The sequence below is a fragment of the Modestobacter caceresii genome (genome assembly GCF_000761485.1).
Taxonomy (GTDB): Bacteria; Actinomycetota; Actinomycetes; order Mycobacteriales; family Geodermatophilaceae; genus Modestobacter; species Modestobacter caceresii.
Genome location: NZ_JPMX01000014.1, coordinates 22,863 through 40,678 on the forward strand (window position 1 = coordinate 22,863; position 17,816 = coordinate 40,678).

The 17,816-nt window shown below is 76.5% G+C and carries 16 protein-coding genes and 1 pseudogene; 12 read left to right on the top strand and 5 right to left on the bottom strand.

Features of this window, described 5'->3' with window-relative positions:
- The first annotated feature begins 46 nt into the window (after window positions 1-46).
- The 3 genes from cobN (at window position 47) to IN07_RS04795 (ending at window position 5,175) form a co-directional block, all read left to right on the top strand.
- Window positions 47-3,664, top strand: coding sequence for a cobaltochelatase subunit CobN (cobN, locus tag IN07_RS04785; protein ID WP_036333995.1), 3,618 nt, complete (start codon window positions 47-49; stop codon window positions 3,662-3,664).
- Between the two features lie 150 nt (window positions 3,665-3,814).
- Window positions 3,815-4,894 (top strand): WD40/YVTN/BNR-like repeat-containing protein, encoded by a 1,080-nt coding sequence (locus IN07_RS04790; protein WP_036333996.1) that lies wholly within the window; start codon window positions 3,815-3,817, stop codon window positions 4,892-4,894.
- Window positions 4,891-5,175: a MoaD/ThiS family protein gene (locus IN07_RS04795; protein ID WP_036334024.1), complete on the top strand. Its 285-nt coding sequence runs from the start codon at window positions 4,891-4,893 to the stop codon at window positions 5,173-5,175. Before IN07_RS04790 ends, IN07_RS04795 begins: the two co-directional genes overlap by 4 nt.
- Before the next feature lie 279 nt (window positions 5,176-5,454).
- Here IN07_RS04795 and IN07_RS04800 read toward each other — a convergent pair whose 3' ends face one another.
- From IN07_RS04800 to IN07_RS04810, 3 genes are read right to left on the bottom strand one after another with little or no spacing between them, the layout of a single operon-like run.
- A complete protein-coding gene (locus IN07_RS04800; RefSeq protein ID WP_036333997.1) occupies window positions 5,455-6,249 on the bottom strand; it encodes an adenosylcobinamide-GDP ribazoletransferase in 795 nt (264 codons plus the stop codon).
- Window positions 6,246-6,809: a bifunctional adenosylcobinamide kinase/adenosylcobinamide-phosphate guanylyltransferase gene (gene cobU, locus IN07_RS04805; protein WP_036333998.1), complete on the bottom strand. Its 564-nt coding sequence runs from the start codon at window positions 6,807-6,809 to the stop codon at window positions 6,246-6,248. The genes IN07_RS04800 and cobU overlap by 4 nt, the downstream gene beginning before the upstream one ends.
- The gene (locus IN07_RS04810; protein WP_036333999.1) at window positions 6,806-7,369 is read right to left on the bottom strand and encodes a histidine phosphatase family protein; all 564 of its coding nucleotides are present in this window, start codon (window positions 7,367-7,369) and stop codon (window positions 6,806-6,808) included. The genes cobU and IN07_RS04810 overlap by 4 nt, the downstream gene beginning before the upstream one ends.
- 76 nt (window positions 7,370-7,445) lie before the next feature.
- Here IN07_RS04810 and IN07_RS04815 point away from each other — a divergent pair, with 76 nt between their 5' ends.
- Both IN07_RS04815 and IN07_RS04820 read left to right on the top strand, forming a co-directional pair.
- Window positions 7,446-8,243, top strand: a complete 798-nt coding sequence (locus tag IN07_RS04815) for a Fic family protein (protein WP_197058358.1) — start codon at window positions 7,446-7,448, stop codon at window positions 8,241-8,243.
- A gap of 51 nt (window positions 8,244-8,294) precedes the next feature.
- Window positions 8,295-9,284: an aldo/keto reductase gene (locus IN07_RS04820; protein WP_036334000.1), complete on the top strand. Its 990-nt coding sequence runs from the start codon at window positions 8,295-8,297 to the stop codon at window positions 9,282-9,284.
- 20 nt (window positions 9,285-9,304) lie between these two features.
- Here IN07_RS04820 and IN07_RS04825 read toward each other — a convergent pair whose 3' ends face one another.
- A complete protein-coding gene (locus IN07_RS04825) occupies window positions 9,305-10,168 on the bottom strand; it encodes an HAD family hydrolase (RefSeq protein ID WP_036334001.1) in 864 nt (287 codons plus the stop codon).
- 125 nt (window positions 10,169-10,293) lie between these two features.
- On the opposite strand from IN07_RS04825, the gene ssd reads away from it, so the two are divergent.
- The 7 genes and pseudogenes from ssd to IN07_RS26920 form a co-directional block, all read left to right on the top strand.
- Complete coding sequence (ssd, locus tag IN07_RS04830) at window positions 10,294-11,388, top strand: septum site-determining protein Ssd (protein WP_036334002.1); 1,095 nt, start codon at window positions 10,294-10,296, stop codon at window positions 11,386-11,388.
- Complete coding sequence (locus IN07_RS04835; protein WP_231557995.1) at window positions 11,385-12,539, top strand: TadA family conjugal transfer-associated ATPase; 1,155 nt, start codon at window positions 11,385-11,387, stop codon at window positions 12,537-12,539. The genes ssd and IN07_RS04835 overlap by 4 nt, the downstream gene beginning before the upstream one ends.
- Window positions 12,536-13,333 (top strand): type II secretion system F family protein, encoded by a 798-nt coding sequence (locus tag IN07_RS04840; RefSeq protein WP_036334003.1) that lies wholly within the window; start codon window positions 12,536-12,538, stop codon window positions 13,331-13,333. The genes IN07_RS04835 and IN07_RS04840 overlap by 4 nt, the downstream gene beginning before the upstream one ends.
- The gene (locus IN07_RS04845; protein ID WP_036334004.1) at window positions 13,330-14,064 is read left to right on the top strand and encodes a type II secretion system F family protein; all 735 of its coding nucleotides are present in this window, start codon (window positions 13,330-13,332) and stop codon (window positions 14,062-14,064) included. The genes IN07_RS04840 and IN07_RS04845 overlap by 4 nt, the downstream gene beginning before the upstream one ends.
- 141 nt (window positions 14,065-14,205) lie before the next feature.
- Entirely contained in the window at window positions 14,206-14,442 is a 237-nt protein-coding gene (locus IN07_RS04850) for a DUF4244 domain-containing protein (RefSeq protein ID WP_081975199.1), read from the top strand.
- 6 nt (window positions 14,443-14,448) lie between these two features.
- Window positions 14,449-14,835 (top strand): TadE family type IV pilus minor pilin, encoded by a 387-nt coding sequence (locus IN07_RS04855; RefSeq protein ID WP_036334005.1) that lies wholly within the window; start codon window positions 14,449-14,451, stop codon window positions 14,833-14,835.
- Window positions 14,832-15,179: pseudogene (locus IN07_RS26920) on the top strand (Rv3654c family TadE-like protein); the annotation flags it as partial. The gene IN07_RS04855 and the pseudogene IN07_RS26920, both read left to right, overlap by 4 nt.
- A gap of 51 nt (window positions 15,180-15,230) precedes the next feature.
- Here the strand turns inward: IN07_RS26920 and IN07_RS04860 are convergent.
- On the bottom strand, window positions 15,231-17,771 hold the full coding sequence (locus tag IN07_RS04860; RefSeq protein ID WP_036334028.1) for a DEAD/DEAH box helicase: 2,541 nt from the start codon (window positions 17,769-17,771) through the stop codon (window positions 15,231-15,233).
- Window positions 17,772-17,816: the final 45 nt, after the last annotated feature.

A 17,816-nucleotide genomic window follows, 5' to 3' on the forward strand; every position in this document is an offset into this window, starting at 1 on the left:
GCCGTGCTCGACGACCCGGGGCGCGGACCCCGAGGGAGGCACCGACGTGAGCTCACGCACCTTCACCCTGCTCTCCACCTCCGACACCGACCTGCTGGCGGCCCGAGCCAGCGACTCGTCGTGGCGGCTGGGCAACCCCTACCGCGCCGGCGACCTCGCCGAGTTCGCCGCCGGCACCGATCTCGTCGTGGTCCGCATCCTGGGGTCCCGCCGGAAGTACGAGGACATGGTCGCGCCCCTGTTGGGCCTGGGCGTCCCGGTGGTCGTGCTGGGTGGTGAGCAGCTGCCCGACGCCGAGCTGATGGAACTCTCGACCGTCCCGATGGGCGTGGCCACCGAGGCGCACGCCTACCTGGCCCAGGGCGGCCCGGACAACATGGTGCAGCTGCACCGCTTCCTGGCCGACACGGTGCTGCTGGACGGCGAGGGCTTCGACGCCCCGGCCGTCGCCCCGGACTGGGGCCTGCTGGACCGCCCGACCAGCTCGACCGGCCCGCGGATCGCCGTCCTCTACTACCGGGCGCACCACCTGGCCGGGAACACCGCGTTCGTGCACACGCTGTGCGAGGCGATCGAGACCGCCGGCGGCGTGCCGGTGCCGGTCTACACCGCGTCCCTGCGGTCGGTGGACCCGGAGATGCTCGACGTGCTGCGCACGGTCGACGCGATGGTCGTCACGGTCCTGGCGGCCGGCGGCTCGAAGCCCGCCACCGCCTCCGCCGGTGGGGACGACGGCGCCTGGGACGTCGGCGAGCTGGCCCGCCTCGACGTGCCGGTGATCCAGGGCCTGGTGCTCGGCACCCCGCGGGCGACCTGGGCGGCCAACGACGACGGGCTCTCCCCGCTGGACGTCGGCAACCAGGTCGCCATCCCGGAGTTCGACGGCCGGATCATCAGCGTGCCGTTCTCCTTCAAGGAGGCCGACGAGGAGGGCCTGACCTCCTACGTGCCCGACCCCGAGCGGGCCGCCCGGGTGGCCGGCACCGCCGTCGCGCACGCCCGGCTGCGGCACACCGCCCCGGCCGACCGCAAGATCGTGGTGATGCTGTCGGCGTACCCGACCAAGCACGCCCGGATCGGCAACGCGGTCGGCCTGGACACCCCCGCCTCGGTGGTCCGGCTGCTGGCCGCGATGGCCGGGCAGGGCTACGACATCGGCCCGTTCGACGGCGAGGGCGCCCTGCCCGGCGTCGCCGACCTGGACGGCGACCGGCTGGTGCACGCCCTCATCGAGGCCGGCGGCCAGGACCCGGACTGGCTGACCGCGGAGCAGCTGTCCGGCAACCCGGTGCGCATCCCGGCCGCAGAGTACCGCCGGTTCTTCGACACCCTCCCCGCCGAGCTGACCGACCGGATGGTGGAGCACTGGGGGCCGCCGCCCGGTGAGCTCTTCGTGGACCCGACCGACGACTGCATCGTCTTCGCCGCGCTGCGCGCCGGCAACGTCGTGGTGATGGTCCAGCCGCCGCGCGGCTTCGGGGAGAACCCGATCGCGATCTACCACGACCCCGACCTGCCGCCGTCGCACCACTACCTGGCCGCCTACCACTGGCTGCGCTCGTCCTTCGGCGCGCACGCGGTCGTGCACGTGGGCAAGCACGGCAACCTGGAGTGGATGCCCGGCAAGACCGTCGGGCTGTCGGCGTCCTGCGCGCCGGACGCAGCGCTGGGCGACCTGCCGATGGTCTACCCGTTCCTGGTCAACGACCCGGGCGAGGGCTCGCAGGCCAAGCGGCGCGCGCACGCGGTGCTGGTCGACCACATGGTGCCGCCGATGGCCCGCGCCGAGACCTACGGCGACATCGCCCGGCTGGAGCAACTGCTCGACGAGCACGCCAACATCGCCGCGATGGACCCGCCCAAGCTGCCCGCCGTCCGGCAGCAGATCTGGACGCTGATCCAGGCCGCCAAGCTCGACCACGACCTCGGCCTGGACGACCGGCCGCACGACGCCGAGTTCGACGAGATGATCCTGCACGTCGACGGCTGGCTGTGTGCCATCAAGGACAGCCAGATCCGCGACGGGCTGCACGTCTTCGGCTCCCCGCCGGAGGGCGACGCCCGCGTGGGCCTGGTGCTGGCGATCCTGCGGGCCCGGCAGATCTGGGGCGGCTCGGTCGCCATGCCCGGCCTGCGCGAGGCACTCGGCCTGGTGGAGGACGGCTCGGCCGGGCTGCACGAGACCGATGAGGTCGAGGCCCGGGCGCTCGCCCTGGTCACCGCGATGGAGGCGGCCGGCTGGACCGCCGACGCCGTCGAGCCCACCGTCGCCGAGGTGCTGGGCGGGCCGCACGCCGAGGTCAGCCGGGTGCTCGACTTCGCGGTCGCCGAGGTCGTGCCGCGGCTGGCGAAGACCACCGACGAGATCGACATGGCCCTGCACGCCCTGGACGGCGGCTACGTGCCGGCCGGCCCGTCGGGCTCGCCGCTGCGCGGCCTGGTCAACGTGCTGCCGACCGGTCGCAACTTCTACTCCGTCGACCCGCGCGCGGTGCCCTCCCGGCTCGCCTGGGAGACCGGGCAGGGCCTGGCCGAGTCGCTGGTCGAGCGCTACGTCACCGAGACCGGGGCGCACCCGCGTTCGGTGGGGCTCTCCGTGTGGGGCACCTCGGCGATGCGCACCTCCGGCGACGACGTCGCGCAGGTGCTGGCGCTGCTCGGCGTCCGGCCGGTCTGGGACGAGGCCTCGCGCCGGGTGACGAAGCTGGAGCCGATCCCGCTCGGTGAGCTGGGCCGGCCGCGGATCGACGTCACGGTGCGCATCTCCGGGTTCTTCCGGGACGCCTTCCCGCACGTGGTGACGATGCTCGACGACGCGGTCACCCTGGCCGCGGGGCTGGACGAGACGCCGGAGCAGAACTTCGTCCGCGCCCACGTGGACGCCGACGTCGCCGAGCACGGGGACCGCCGGCGCGCCACCACCCGGGTCTTCGGCTCCAAGCCCGGTGCCTACGGGGCCGGGCTGCTGTCGCTGATCGACAGCCGGGACTGGCGCACCGACGCGGACCTGGCCGAGGTCTACGCGGTGTGGGGCGGCTACGCCTACGGCCGGGACCTCGACGGTGTGCAGGCCCGCCCGGACATGGAGACCGCCTACCGGCGGATCGCGGTGGCGGCGAAGAACATCGACACCCGCGAGCACGACATCGCCGACTCCGACGACTACTTCCAGTACCACGGCGGGATGGTCGCCACGGTGCGCGCGCTGACCGGCAGCTCACCGAAGGCCTACATCGGCGACTCGACCCGCCCCGAGCACGTGCGCACCCGTTCGCTGGTCGAGGAGACCTCGCGGGTGTTCCGGGCCCGGGTGGTGAACCCCAAGTGGCTGGCCGCCATGCGCCGGCACGGCTACAAGGGCGCGTTCGAGATGGCCGCCACGGTCGACTACCTGTTCGGCTACGACGCCACCACCGGTGTGGTCGCGGACTGGATGTACGAGAAGCTGGCGCAGAGCTACGTCCTCGACCCGGAGAACCGGGCGTTCATGGAGCAGTCGAACCCCTGGGCGCTGCACGGGATCGCCGAGCGGCTGCTGGAGGCGGTCGACCGGAAGATGTGGGCCGACCCCGACCCGGCGCTGCTGGCCGAGCTGCAGCAGGCCTACCTGGACACCGAGGGCGACCTCGAGGGCGGCGACACCCCGGCCCAGCAACCGGTCTGAGCGCCGGTCCCTGGGTCCCCACACGATCAGGTCACCTGGTCGTGTGGGGACCTACCCGGTGGTCTGCGGCGGGGTAGGTCCCCACAGCGCGAGGTAGGACGCCGGGCAGCGCAGCGATGACTCTGTCGGCGTCCGGCGGTCTACTGCTGCATGGCGACGACTCTGCTGGCGATCGGCACGCGCAAGGGGCTCTGGCTCGCGACGAGTGAGGACCGGCGCAGCTGGTCGCTCTCCGCACCACACTTCCTGATGACCGAGGTGCCGAGCATCGGCATCGACACCCGCGACGGGCGCACCCGGCTGATGGTCGGGGTGCGGTCGGAGCACTTCGGTCCGACGGTCCTGCACTCCGACGACCTGGGCGCGAGCTGGGACGAGCCGGCCGGTGGGGCGATCCGGTTCCCGGCCGACACCGGGGCCGCCGTCGAGCGGATCTGGCAGCTGCGCCCGGACTCCGCCGACCGGCCCGGGGTCGTCTGGGCCGGCTGCGAGCCGATCTCGGTCTGGCGCTCGGACGACGGCGGGGAGTCCTTCGAGCTGTGCCGCGGGCTGTGGGACCACCCGCATCGCAGCGAGTGGGGCGCGGGCTACGGCGGTGCGGCGGCGCACTCCGTCGTCCCCGGGCCCGAGGGCACGGTGCACGTGGCGATGAGCACCGGCGGCGTCTACCGGACGCGGGACGGCGGGGGCTCCTGGCAGCCGCGCAACTCCGGCATCTCGGCGTACTTCATGCCCGGTCCGGCACCGGAGTTCGGGCAGTGCGTGCACAAGATCGCTCGGGACGCCGCGGACCCACGGAGGCTGTACGCGCAGAACCACCACGGCGTGTACCGGTCCGACGACGACGGCGACTCGTGGACGTCGATCGCCGACGGGCTGCCCTCCGACTTCGGCTTCGCGATGCTCGCCGACCCGCGCCGGGGCGGGCGGATCTGGGTGGTCCCGCTGGTCGCCGACGGTGAGCGGATCCCGCCGGACGGCGAGCTGGCCGTGCACCGCAGCGACGACGCCGGCTCCACCTGGCGCCGGCTCGACACCGGGCTGCCCACGCACGAGTACAACGCGGTGCTGCGGGACGCCGCCTGCGTGGACGCCGGTGACCCGGTGGGCGTCTACGTCGGCACCCGCGGCGGCGAGGTGTACGCCAGCGCCGACGAGGGGGAGTCGTTCAGCACGGTCACCTCCCACCTGCCCGACGTGCTGTGCGTGCGGGCGGCGGTGCTGCCGTGACCGTCCGGGTGCTGCTGCCGAGGCTGCTGGCCGACTGCACCGGCGGCCGGACGTCGATGTCGCTGGACCTGCCCGAGCCGGCGACGGTCCGCGCCCTGCTCGACGCGCTGGCCACCGAGCACCCGGTGTTCGACCGGCGGGTGCGCGACGAGACCGGGGCGCTGCGCCGGCACGTCAACGTCTACGTCGACGGCGAGGAGGTCCGGCGGCTCTCCGGTCTGGTCACCCCGGTGCCGGCCGGCGCGGAGGTGATGGTCGTGCAGTCCGTGGCTGGTGGCTGACCGCGACGACGCGCCGCGATCCGGCTGGCCAGCAGGTTACGAGTTGATGACGGCGGTCACACCTCTTCCATGAGCATCCTCGGCAGGTTGATGGGCACGGCAGGGAACACCGCGTCACGGAGCGCGCGTGGTGGACGTTCGGCCACCCGGGGCACCGCCGGTCGGCGCCGGACCGGGACGGCCGGAGGTGGGATGGGGCGTGGCCGGGCCGCCTCGCCCGCCGCCTCCGGCGGCCTGAGCCGGGTCCTCGGCTCACTCACCCGTCGCCGGTGACCGCGCTCAGCTGAGCAGGCCGGCGGCGGCGAGCAGGGTGACCGCCGCCGTCACCTCACCCATGGCGCCCATGACGTCGCCGTTCACGCCACCCAGCCGGGCGCGGGCCCGGGAGAACAGCGCCTCGGACGACGCCAGCCCGACCGCGACGGCGGCGACCAGCCCGAGTGCGGCGGCGACTCCCTCGGCGCCGGCGAGCAGCGCGCCGACGGCCGCTGCCGTGGCGGTGCTCAGGGCGGCACCGGCCAGCCAGCCCCGGGACACCGTGCCGGCGACCGCCTGGCCCAACGACGAGCCCGCCGCGATCGGCACACCGGGCAGGCCGGTGCGGGCCATCGCCACCCGGGCGGTGACCGTCGCGATCGGGAGTGCGAGCCAGCCGCCGTCCAGGGTGAGCAGGTGGGCCAGGCCGGCGACCTGCAGCAACAGGGTCAGCACCAACGTGACCACGCCGAAGGGGCCGACGTCCCCGGCGCGCATCACCGCCAGCGCCTTCTCCCGGCCGCGCAGCGGGCCCAGCCCGTCGGCGGTGTCGGCCAGCCCGTCCAGGTGCAGCCCGCGGGTGAGCCCGGCCAGGACGGCGACGCCGAGCACCGCGCCGACCAGTGGGCTGGCCGCACGACCGGCGGCCCAGGCGATTGCGGCCGCCACGCCCCCCAGCACCAGGCCGACCAGCGGCGCCCAGGGCAGCACCCCGCGGGCCGAGGCGGCGGCCGGCACCCGCAGGCTGGTCAGCAGCGCGAAGGACTCCGCCGGCCCGGTCCAGGGGCGGCGGGTCGCGGGCTGGTCCGGTGAGTTCATCGCAACCGCTGGGGAAGCCCGGCGACCACGAACCACACCTCGTCGGCGGTCGAGGCGAGCCGCTGGTTGACCGTGCCCAGCGTGTCCCGGAAGAGCCGACCGGCCCGGGTCTCCGGCACCACGCCGAGCCCCACCTCGTCGCTGACCGCCACCACGTGCGCCGGCGTCATCACCCAGTTGTCGACCAGCGCATCGCAGCGCTGGTCCAGCCGGTCGCGGGCCGCGGCGGCGTCCGCGGGGGAGCCCGCAGCGTGCGCCCCGGTCGCGTCGACGGCGTCCCAGATGCCGGTCTCGTCCATCAGCGCGGCCACCCAGGTGGTGACGCTGTCGACCAGCACCGCACCCTGGCGCAGCAGCTCCGACGGCGCGGTCGTCTCCACCGTCGTCCACCCGGCCGGGCGGCGGGCGCGGTGGGCGGCGACCCGCGCCGACCACTCGGCGTCGGTCTCGTCGACGACGGAGGTTGCGAGGTACGTGACCTCGTCCCAGCCGGCCAGCAGCTGCTCGGCGTGCGCGGACTTGCCCGACCGGGAGCCGCCGAGCACGAGCACCCTGGTCACGTCAGCACCAGCGTCGTGACCGTGCCGTTGTGCGGGGTGACCCCCGGCAGCTGGTCGGGCCCGAGCCCGGCGACCACCGCCTGGGCGGCCCGGATCGTGTCCCCGTGGGTGACCAGGGCCACGACCGCGGCCGGCGGCTCGGCGCGCAGTCGATCGAGGTAGCCGGCGACCCGGGAGTGCAGCTGGGCGAGGCTCTCCCCGCCCTCGGCCGACCAGTGCGGGTCGGTCCAGTCGACGACGTCCCACAGCTCACGGGAGGGCCGCCCCTCGAGCACGCCGTAGCCCTGCTCGCGCAGCGCCGGGGTGGTGCTGAGGGGCAGCCCGGTGGCCGCGGCGCAGTGCTCGGCGGTCTGCACGGCGCGGTGCAGGTCGCTGGAGACGAGGGCGCCGGGGCCACCGCCGTCGCGGGTGAGCGCGGCGAGATCGGCGGCGGCCTGCGCCGCCTGCTGGTGGCCGAGCTCGGTCAGCGGCACGTGCGCGGTCTGGCCCTGCATCAGCCCGGCGGCGTTCCACTCGCTCTGGCCGTGCCGGACGAGGAGCAGGGTCAGGGGAGCGGCCATGGTGGTTGGGAGCGTAGGCGCCGGGTCGCGGAGGGCGGCGGGAGACCTGCCGCCCCGGACTCGTACCGTCGCAGCCGTGACGATCCCGCTGCGCCCCGGCGCCGGCCGGGCCCCCCGGCCCGCCGCGCGCCCGACCGGCCCCGACCCGCTCGCCCCGCTGCTGGAGCTGCCCGGCGTCGCCGCGGCGGCCGAGGGCGCACGTGCCGCGGTGGACCGCCTGCTCGGCCACAAGGTGCTCCGCCGCGAGTCGGCCGGGGTCAGCGCGGAGTCGGCGCTGCGCGGTGCCCGGGCGTCGGCCGCGCTGGAGGGCGTGGACCGGCCGCTGGCGGACCTGCGCGCCGGCGAGGTGACCGACCCGGTCGTCCAGGGTGCGCTGCGGGTCTCGGTGGGCCTCGGCTCGATGGTGGAGACCTGGGAGCGGGCACCCGGTCAGGTGCTCGCCCGGCTGCACGTCCTGGCCGCCACGGACCTCGCCGAGCCGGCCGACCTGGGTCGGCCGAGCGGCGCGGCCGGTCCGCGGTTGGGTGGGCTCTTCTCCCTGATCACCGGTGCGACCACGGTCCCGGCCGTGGTGGTGGCCGGGGTGGTGCACGGCGAGCTGGCCGCGCTGGCGCCCTTCGGGGTGCAGGACGGCGTGGTCGCCCGCGCCGCTGCCCGGCTGGTCATCATCAGCCGGGGCCTGGACCGCAAGGCGGTCTCTGTGCCGGAGGTCGGGTTCGCCGAGCTGGGCCGGGACGCCTACGAGGCTGCGCTGGCGGGCTACCGGTCCGGCGGCCCGGCCGGGGTGGCCGGCTGGCTCGTGCACTGCTGCCGCGCCACCGAGCACGGCGCCACCGAGGGCCTGGCGATCTGCGAGAGCCTGCTCCGCGGCTGAGCACGACAGCGCCGTCCTGCGGCTCCGCTGCGGCACGACCAGACTGGGCGGATGCGCTTCCTCGAGGTCGATGGTCTGGGACAGGTCAGCCGGGTCGGACTCGGCACCTGGCAGTTCGGCTCCCGGGAATGGGGCTACGGCGACGACTACGCCGTCGGCGCGGCGCGTGACATCGTCCGGCGGGCCCGCGAACTGGGCGTCACGCTGTTCGACACCGCCGAGGTGTACGGCTTCGGCCGCAGCGAGAAGATCCTGGCCGAGGCGCTCGGTGCGGACCGGGCCGAGGTGGTCGTCGCCAGCAAGGTCCTCCCGGTGGCGCCGTTCCCGGCGGTCGTCCGCAACCGCGCGGCCGGGAGCGCCCGCCGGCTGCAGCTCGACCGGATCCCGCTCTACCAGGTGCACCAGGCCAACCCGCTGGTGCCGGACTCGGTGATCATGCCGGGCATGCGTGCCCTCCTCGACGAGGGCGTGATCGGTGCCGTCGGGGTCTCCAACTACTCGCTGGAGCGCTGGCAGGCGGCCGACCGCGCGCTGGGCAGCCCGGTGGTGAGCAACCAGGTCCAGTTCTCCCTGGCGCACGCCGGGCCCCTGACCGACCTGGTGCCCTTCGCCGAGCGCGAGGACCGGGTGGTCATCGCCTACAGCCCGCTCGCCCAGGGCCTGCTGGGCGGCCGCTACTCCGCCGACCACCGGCCCGGGGGCGTCCGGGCGATGAACCCGCTGTTCGGCACCGAGAACCTGAGCCGGGCCGAGCCGCTCCTCCAGCTGCTCAGGGACGTGGCCGCTGCGCACCAGGCGAAGCCGGCCCAGGTGGCGCTGGCCTGGCTCCTCGGCCTGCCGCAGGTCGTCGTGATCCCGGGGGCGTCCAGCGTCGAGCAGCTGGAGTCCAACGTGGCGGCCGCCGAGCTGGAGCTGACGCCGGCGGAGCAGCAGGCACTGACCACCGCCGCGCAGGACTTCCAGCCGGTCTCCACCGCCCGCACGGTCGTGGACCAGGTGCGCGAGAAGGTCGCCGAGGTGCGCAGCCGCGTCGGCGGCTGAGTCGAGGCCGGCCCCTGCGGTCAGGCCCCGCGGCGCCGACGGCGACCGGCCGGGGGCAGCACGACCGGTGCGGTGAGCGCGAGGCCGGCGGCCGGGAGCGCCCGCAGCGTGCGCCGCCGGGCGAACCAGGCCAGCCCGGCCACGGCGGCCCCGACGCCGACCGCGGCACTGGTGACGACCGGCGTCCGGGCGCCGGAGAACCGCGAACGCAGGGTGACCGGGCGGGTGAACTCGAGCACCGGCCAGCCCCGTTCGACGGCGGCCTTGCGCAGCCCGCGGTCGGGGTTGACGGCGGTGGGGTGGCCGACCGCCTCGAGCATCGGCAGGTCGGTGATCGAGTCGCTGTAGGCCCAGCAGTCGGCCAGGTCCCAGCCCTTCTCGGCGGCCACCTCGCGCATCGCGGCGGCCTTGTTCTCGCCGTAGGCGTAGTAGTCGATCTCGCCGGTGTACTTCCCGTCGACGGTGACCATCCGGGTGGCGACGACGCGGTCGACCCCGAGCATCTCGCCGATCGGCTCCACCATCTCCGCACCGCTGCTGGAGACGATGACGATCTCCCGGCCGGCCGCCTGGTGTTCCTCGATCAGGTCGGCGGCCTCCGCGTAGACGAGCGGGTCGACGATGCCGTGCAGCGTCTCCCGCACGATCTCGTGCACGACGGCGACGTCCCAGCCCGTGGTCATCGCGGTGATCTGTCGCCGCATCCGCTCCATCTGGTCGGCGTCGGCGCCGGCCAGGGAGAAGACGAACTGCGCGTAGGCGCCCTTGAGGACGGCTCGCCGGTTGATCAGCCCACCCTGGAAGAACGGTCGTCCGAAGGCCAACGTGCTGGACTTCGCGATGACCGTCTTGTCCAGGTCGAAGAACGCCGCAGCGCGGGTCACATCGCACACGGTAAGGGGATCGGCAGTCCAGGGGGTCGGGCACACCGCCGTCCACACCCGGAGGGGTTGTCCACAGATGCCGTCCGGGACTGGGCCGGCGCCGACCGGCCCGCTGCGCTGGGCGGGTGTCCGCTGCCTCGCGAGCCCCCGGCTCCGCGCCCGTCGCCCCCGCCCACCCGCTGGTCCTGAGCACCGACTCCGGCCTGCTCGACGACCTGCTCCGGCTGCTCGCCGCCGCCGGTGCCACCGCTGAGCTGACCACGGGAGGGGGTGCGCTCCGCCGCGCCCACCGGCACGCGCCGCTGGTGCTCCTCGGCGCCGAGGTGCTGGGCAGTGCGCCGGTGCGGGCGCTGCCGCGGCGCCCCGGGGTGCTGGTGATCGCCGCCGGTGAACCCGCGGCCGAGGTGTGGCCGGCGGCCGTCGAGCTCGGCGCCGAACGGGTGGTGGTGCTGCCCCGCGAGGAGGCGTGGCTGGTGGAGCGGGTGGCCGCGGCGGTGCAGGCCCCCGCCCGGCCGGGCTGGCTGACCGTGGTCGGCGGAGCCTGCGGCGGTGCCGGCGCGAGCACCCTGGCGACGGCGCTCGCGGTGGCCGCGGGCAGCGCGGCCGACGGCGGCGTGCTGCTGGTGGACGGCGACGGCTGGGCCGCCGGCCTGGACCTGCTGCTCGGGGCGGAACGGGAGCCCGGGCTGCGCTGGCCGGAGCTGGCCGGGGTGAGTGGACGGGTGGCCGGTCCGGCGCTCGCCGCCGCCCTGCCCGAGGTCGCCGGGGTCGCGGTGCTCTCCGCCTCCCGGGAGCACCCCCAGGAGCTGCCGGCCGAGGCCCTGCTCGCCGTCTGCGCGGGTGCCCGGGCCAGCGGGTGCGGCGTCGTGCTCGACCTCCCCGTCCGCAGCCCCGCGGCCGAGGTGCTCCTGGCCGAGGCCGACCTCAGCGTCCTGCTCGTACCGGCGCGGCTGCGGGCCGGAGCCGCCGCCCGCGCCCTGCTGGAGGGGGACCAGCGGCCCTGGTCGGGGGCGCTCGTGGTCAGCCGGCCGGTCCCCGGGGGCCTGAGCCGCGCCGAGGTGGCCGACGTGGTCGGCCGGCCGGTCTTCGCCGAGCTCGCCGCCGACCGGTCGGCGGCACCGCGCAGCGAACGGGGCGAACCGCCGTCCGTGGCCGCCCGGTCCCCGCTCGGCGGGCTCAGCCGGCTGCTCCTCGCCGAGCTGGCCGGGCGGGCGGCGTGATCGTGGAGTCGGCGCCTCCACTGGTGGAGCGGGTCCGCGCCAGGCTGGCCACCGGTGTGGGCGCCCCCAGCCCGGCGGTCGTGGCGGCCCTGGTCCGCGAGGAGTCCGGCGGCCTGCTGGGCGACCGCGGGGTGCTCGACGCGGTCCGGGCCGCCACCGACGAGCTGGCCGGGGCCGGCGTGCTGGAGCCGCTGCTGCGCACGCCCGGCGTCACCGACGTGCTGGTGAACGGGCCGGACGAGGTGTGGATCGACCGGGGCGAGGGACTGGAGCCGGTCGACGTCCGGTTCCCCGACGAGGCGGCCGTCCGCCGGCTGGCGGTGCGGCTGGCCGCCGCTGCCGGCCGCCGGCTCGACGACGCGGCGTCGTGGGTCGACGCCGGCCTGCCCGACGGCACCCGGCTGCACGCGGTCCTGCCGCCGGTGTCCGGGGCGGGCACCTGCCTGTCCCTGCGGGTGCTGCGCCGGGCGGCGCTCTCCTTCGCCGACCTCTCCGACCGGGGCGCCCTGCCCGGCGCCAGCGCCGAGCTGCTGGCGGCCGCCGTCCGGGCGCGGCTGGCGTTCCTGGTCACCGGCGGCACGGGCACCGGGAAGACGACGGTCCTCTCCGCACTCCTCGGGCTGGTCGCTCCCGGGGAACGGCTGGTGCTCTGCGAGGACGCACCCGAGCTGACCCCACGGCACCCGCACGTCGTCCGGCTGCTCACCCGGCCGGCCAACGTCGAGGCCGCCGGCGCGGTCACGCTGCGGGACCTGGTGCGGCAGGCCCTGCGGATGCGCCCGGACCGGCTGGTCGTCGGCGAGGTCCGCGGCGCCGAGGTGGTCGACCTGCTCGCCGCCCTGAACACCGGGCACGACGGCGGCTGCGGCACGGTGCACGTCAACCGGGCCGCGGACCTGCCGGCCCGGCTCGAGGCCCTCGGCGGTGCGGCCGGCCTGGGTCGGGCCGCGGTGCACAGCCAGGCGGCGGCCGCGCTCGTGCTCGTCGTGCACCTGCGGCGGGGCCCGGCGGGGCGGGGCGTGGCCGAGCTGGGGGTGGTCCGGCGACGGGGAGAGCTGATCGAGGTGGCCGCGGGCTGGCGGGCCGACGGCGGCCCCACCCCGGCGCGCGGGGAGCTCGCCGACCTGCTCGGCGTCCGGGTGCCCGGATGAGCCCGGCCCTGCTGGTCCTCGGGGTCGCGCTGCTGGCCTGGCCCTCGGGCGCCGCCGGCCGGCCGCGACGGCTCACCGAGCCGGGGTGGGGTGGGGCGCGTCCGGACCTCCGCGCTCTGGCCGGTGGCCCGGCTGGGCCGTGGGTGTTCGCGCTGGTGAGCGGGGGAGCCGGGGCGTTGCTGTCCACCCCGGTCGTGGCCGCGCTCGCGGCCGTCTGCGGTGTCGTCGCCGGCCGGGCCCTGCAGGCGCGCGGCCGGACCGCCGCCGGAGAGCGGCGTACCCGGGCCCTGGTGGAGGCGCTCGGCGTGCTGGCCGCGGAGGTGCGAGCCGGGCGACCGCTCCCGGAGGCGGCCACCACCGCGGTCGACGGCTGCCCGGACGCCGGCATGGCGCGGGCGCTCGAGCCGGTCCTGCGACTGGGCGACCCGCCGACGGGGCCGGCGAGGGACGAGTCGGCCCGGGCGCTCGTGCGGATCGCGGCCGCGGTGCGGTTGAGCACCCGCACCGGCTGCTCGCTGGCCGGGGTGGTCACCGCCGTCGAGGACGACCTGCGGGCCCGGCTGCGGGCCGGGGAGGAGTTGCGCTCCGCGGTCGCCGGGCCGCGGGCCAGCGCCACCGTGCTCGCCGGTCTCCCGTTGCTCGGCCTGCTGATGGGCAGCGGGGTGGGTGCCGATCCCTGGCGGGTGCTCACCACCACCGGCGCGGGGACGGCGCTGCTGGTGCTCGGCGTGGCCCTGGAACTGGCCGGGCTGACCTGGTCGGCGCGGCTGGTCCGGCGGGCGGTGGCGCAGTGAACGGTGTCTGGGCCGTCCTGGTCCTGGCCGGCGCGGTGCTGCTGTGGGTGCCGCCCGGGGCCGGCCGCCGGGACCGGGTGCGGTCACTGCTCGCCGTCCCCGGGGACGGCGGTCGTCCGTGGCGGTCGACGAGCGGCCCACCCGGGGCGGCGCGACGCCGTGTGGAGGCGGGTCTGGGTGGGCTGGCGGCCTTCCTGGTGCTCGGTGCCGGGCTGCCGGCCGCGCTGGTCGGACTGGGCCTGGTCGCAGGGCTGGACCGGCTGCTCCGGCGGTCCGGTGCGCCACCGGCCGTCGCCGACTCCCTCGCCCGGGACCTGCCGGTGGCCTGCGACCTGCTCGCCGTCTGCCTCGCGGCCGGCACCCCGGTCGGGTCGGCCGTCGCGGCCGTCGGGGAGGCCGTGCCCGGCCCGCTCGGCGACCGGCTGGTCGAGGTGGGCGCGCTGTACCGGCTGGGCGCGGCCCCGCGCCGGGTCTGGACCGGAGCGCCACCGCCGGTCGACGCGCTGGCGCGCACGGTGGTGCGGGCCGGGGAGTCGGGGTCGGCGGTCGTCCCGGCCCTGCAGCGGCTCGCCGCCGACCTGCGCAGCGCCGGCCGCAGCCAGACCGAGGCCGCGGTGCAGCGGGCGGGGGTGTGGGTGCTGGCGCCGCTGGGGCTGTGCTTCCTGCCCGCCTTCCTGTGCCTGGGCGTCGTCCCGATGGTGCTGGGCATCGGCGGCGACGTCTTCGGCTGAGTCACGGTCACCACCGTCGTGCCGGGCGGCGTCCACAATCACGGGCGTCCTCCACAACCCGGCCGCAGCGACCGGGGACTGCCCTCGCCGGCGCCAGGCTCGGGTCGACGGACCGGCAGGCGGTCCGGCGGAGGAGGACACATGGAGATCCAGCCGGAGAACGAGGAACGGACCACCGGACGCCGGCGCTCGGCGCTGGCCCAGCGTTGGTCGGAGTCCTGCGTAGCCGGCGAGGAGGGCATGAGCACCGCCGAGTACGCCGTCGGCACGGTGGCCGCCTGCGCCTTCGCCGCCGTGCTCTACCAGGTGGTCACCGGCGGATCGGTGGTCGCGGCGCTGGGCGAGCTCGTGCAGACCGCGCTCGCCACGCTCGCCTGAGTCGACGTGTCGACACCCGACCGCACCGGCCGGTCCGGCGGCTCCCGGGAGGCCGGGATGGTGACCGCGGAGACCGCCGTGGTGCTGCCCGTGCTCCTGTTGGTGCTGGCCGGGGCGGTGGCGGCGGTCGTCGTGGTCGGTGCCCAGCTGCGCTGCGTGGACGCCGCCCGGGAAGGGGCCCGGGCGGCGGCGCGCGGCGAGCCGGCGGCCGTGGTGCACGAGCTGGCGGCGCAGGCCGCGCCCGATGGGGCGACCACGGACCTGGCCGTGGGGGAGACGGTGCGGGTCACCGTCGCGGCCACGGTCGCCCCGCTGGGGCCGCTGCCCTGGCGGGTGGAGGTCACGGCGACGGCGACGGGCGTCCGCGAACCGGCGGCAGGCGGTTCGCCATGACCGGGCCCGAGCCGGCCGACGACGGGGAGCGCGGCTCGGCCACCGTGTGGATGGTCGCGCTGGCCGGGCTGCTGGCACTGGTCGGCGTCGCCACGGTGCTCGTCGGAACCGCGGTCGTGGGGCGGCACCGCGCCACCTCGGCGGCCGACCTCGCCGCCCTGGCCGCCGCTGGCCGGGCCGTGCTGGGCGACCCGGCCGCCTGCGCGGTCGCCGAGGAGATCGCCGCGGCGAACGAGGCCGTCGTGGACTCGTGCGCCGTCACCGCCGGCGCGGTCGTCGAGCTGCGGGTGCACGTCCCGGTCCGGCTGGGTCCGCTCGGCGTCGTGGACGCCCCGGCCCGGGCGCGCGCCGGCCCGGCACCGCCAGGGACCGGGTCAGCAGACCCAGGGACCCGGTCAGAAGACGAGGTCGTCGGGGTCGGAGCCGGTCGCACCGGCGTCGGCGGCGGAGCCGGTCGCACCGACGTCGGCGGCGGGGTCGGTCACGGCCGGGGCGCTGGTGCCGAACAGGCCCGATCGCGGCGCCGGGCGGCGGGTCACCTCCGCCTCCTCGGCCGTCAGCTCCGGTGCGCCGGCCAGCTCGTCCAGCACCACGTCGAGCACCCGGACCGCGCCGGCCTTGTCCAGCGGGTCGTTGCCGTTGCCGCACTTGGGCGACTGCACGCACGAGGGGCAGCCGGACTCGCACTCGCAGCTGGCCACCGTGGCCCGGGTCGCCTGCAGCCAGTCCCGCAGCACCGCGTACCCGCGCTCGGCGAAACCGGCCCCGCCCGGGTGGCCGTCGTAGACCACGATCGTGGCCGCGCCGGTGTCCGGGTGCAGGGCGGTGGAGACCCCGCCGAGGTCCCAGCGGTCGCAGGTCGCCAGCAGCGGCAGCAACCCGATCGCGGCGTGCTCGGCCGCGTGCAGCGAGCCGGGCAGTGCCGCGTCGTCGACGTCGGCGCGGGCGATCGCCCGCTCGTCCAGCGTCAGCCACACCGCCCGGGTGCGCAGCTGGCGGGGCGGCAGGTCCAGCGGGAACTCGGCGAGCACCTCGCCGGTGCCCAGCCGCCGCCGCTGGTACGCCACGACCTGGTTGGTCACGTCCACGACGCCGGTGTGCGCGGTGACCGTGCCCAGCCGGCGGGTGCGGTCGGTGGCGACGATCGACAGGTCCACGGTGTCCCGGGCCACCGTCGTCCACTCCGGGCTCTCCGGGTGCACCACCGCGCAGGCGTCCTCCACGTCGAGTTCGTCGACCACGTAGGTCTCGCCGCGGTGCACGTAGAGCGCGCCGGTGTGCACGGTCGCGTGCGAGGCGTCGCCGTCGACCGTGCCCAGCAGCCGGCCGGTCGAGCCCTCGATGATCGACACCGGCGCGGCACCGCTGCCGCGGATGTCCACGTCCGGCCGGCCACGCCCGGCCCAGTACCAGCCGGTGGGGCGGGTGCGCAGCAGCCCCTCGGCGACCAGCTCCGCCACCTGCGCCTCGGCCACCTCGCCGCCGAAGTCCGCCAGGTCGGCGTGGGTGAGCGGCAGTTCTGCGGCGGCACAGCACAGCTGCGGGCCCAGCACGTAGGGGTTGGCCGGGTCGGTGACGGTCGCCTCGACGGGCCGGCCGAACACCGCCCGCGGGTGGTGGGCCAGGTAGTGGTCCAGCGGGTCGTCCCGGGCGACGAACACGACGAGCGACTCGCGCTGGGCCCGCCCCGCCCGCCCGGCCTGCTGCCACATCGAGGCCAGCGTGCCCGGGTAGCCGGCGAGCACGACGGCGTCGAGCCCGGCGATGTCGATCCCCAGCTCCAGGGCGTTCGTGGTCGCCACCCCCAGCAGCACCCCGGTCGACAGCGCCCGCTCCAGCTCCCGCCGCTCCTCGGGCAGGTATCCACCGCGGTAGGAGTCGACCCGGGAGACCAGGTCCGACCGGCCGCGGGAGCGCAGGATCGCCCGCGCCTGCTCGGCGACGGACTCCGCGCCGCGGCGGGACCGCACGAACGCCAGCGTGCGGGCGTTCTGCTCGACCAGGTCGGCCAGCAGCCCGGCTGCGTCAGCGGCCGCCGACCGGCGCAGCGGCGCACCGTGCTCGCCGGTCCGCTCCGTCAGCGGCGGCTCCCACAGCGCGAAGGTCGCACCCGGACGCGGCGAGCCGTCCTCGGTGACAGCCGTGACCGGGGCACCGACCAGCCGGCCGGCGGCCAGCGCCGGGTCGGCCACGGTCGCCGACGCCAGTACGAACACCGGGTCGGCGCCGTAGCGGCGGCAGATCCGCCGCAGCCGGCGCAGCACGTGCCCGACGTGCGAGCCGAACACGCCCCGGTAGGCGTGGCACTCGTCCACGACCACGTAGGCGACCCGGCGCAGCGTGCTCGACCACTTCTGGTGGGCAGGGAGCACTCCCCGGTGCAGCATGTCGGGGTTGGTCACGATCCAGCGCGAGTGCCGCCGCACCCACTCGCGCTCCTCCATCGGGGTGTCGCCGTCGTAGGCCGCCGGCCGCACCGAGGAGTCGGCCAGCTCGGCGACGGAGGCCAGCTGGTCCCGGGCCAGGGCCTTGGTGGGGGCGAGGTAGAGCACGCAGGCGCGCGGGTCGTCGGCGAGCTCGGTCAGCGCGGGCAGCTGGTAGGCCAGGGACTTGCCCGACGCCGTCCCGGTGGCGACGACGACGTGGCTGCCGGCTCGCGCCAGTTCGGCCGCCTCGACCTGGTGGCTGAAGGGCGCCGGCACGCCGCGCTCGGTCAGCCGGTCGCGCAGCGGCGTCCCGACCCACTCCGGCCACTCCGCCAGCCGGCTGGGGCGGGCCGGGAGCCGGTGGACGTGGGTCACGGGGTCGTCGTCGGCATCGGTGCCGGACAGCAGGGCCTCGAGCAGCTCGGTACCCGGCAGCGCGCCACCGGCCGGGTCGGGCACCGACTCCGGCGGCGCGTCCGCGGGTGGCCGGACGGAGCGCAGGGACGTCACCACCCCACTGTCACACCGGTGCGCAACCCACTGCCCGGGCCACCT

What these genes read in the sequence shown, in the direction of transcription:
- IN07_RS04800 (WP_036333997.1), bottom strand. Translation starts at nt 6,249, where the DNA reads ATGAACTCACCGGACCAGCCCGCGACCCGCCGCCCCTGGACCGGGCCG.
- IN07_RS04850 (WP_081975199.1), top strand. Translation starts at nt 14,206, where the DNA reads ATGGAGATCCAGCCGGAGAACGAGGAACGGACCACCGGACGCCGGCGC.
- IN07_RS04820 (WP_036334000.1), top strand. Translation starts at nt 8,295, where the DNA reads ATGCGCTTCCTCGAGGTCGATGGTCTGGGACAGGTCAGCCGGGTCGGA.
- IN07_RS04840 (WP_036334003.1), top strand. Translation starts at nt 12,536, where the DNA reads ATGAGCCCGGCCCTGCTGGTCCTCGGGGTCGCGCTGCTGGCCTGGCCC.
- IN07_RS04790 (WP_036333996.1), top strand. Translation starts at nt 3,815, where the DNA reads ATGGCGACGACTCTGCTGGCGATCGGCACGCGCAAGGGGCTCTGGCTC.
- IN07_RS04810 (WP_036333999.1), bottom strand. Translation starts at nt 7,369, where the DNA reads ATGGCCGCTCCCCTGACCCTGCTCCTCGTCCGGCACGGCCAGAGCGAG.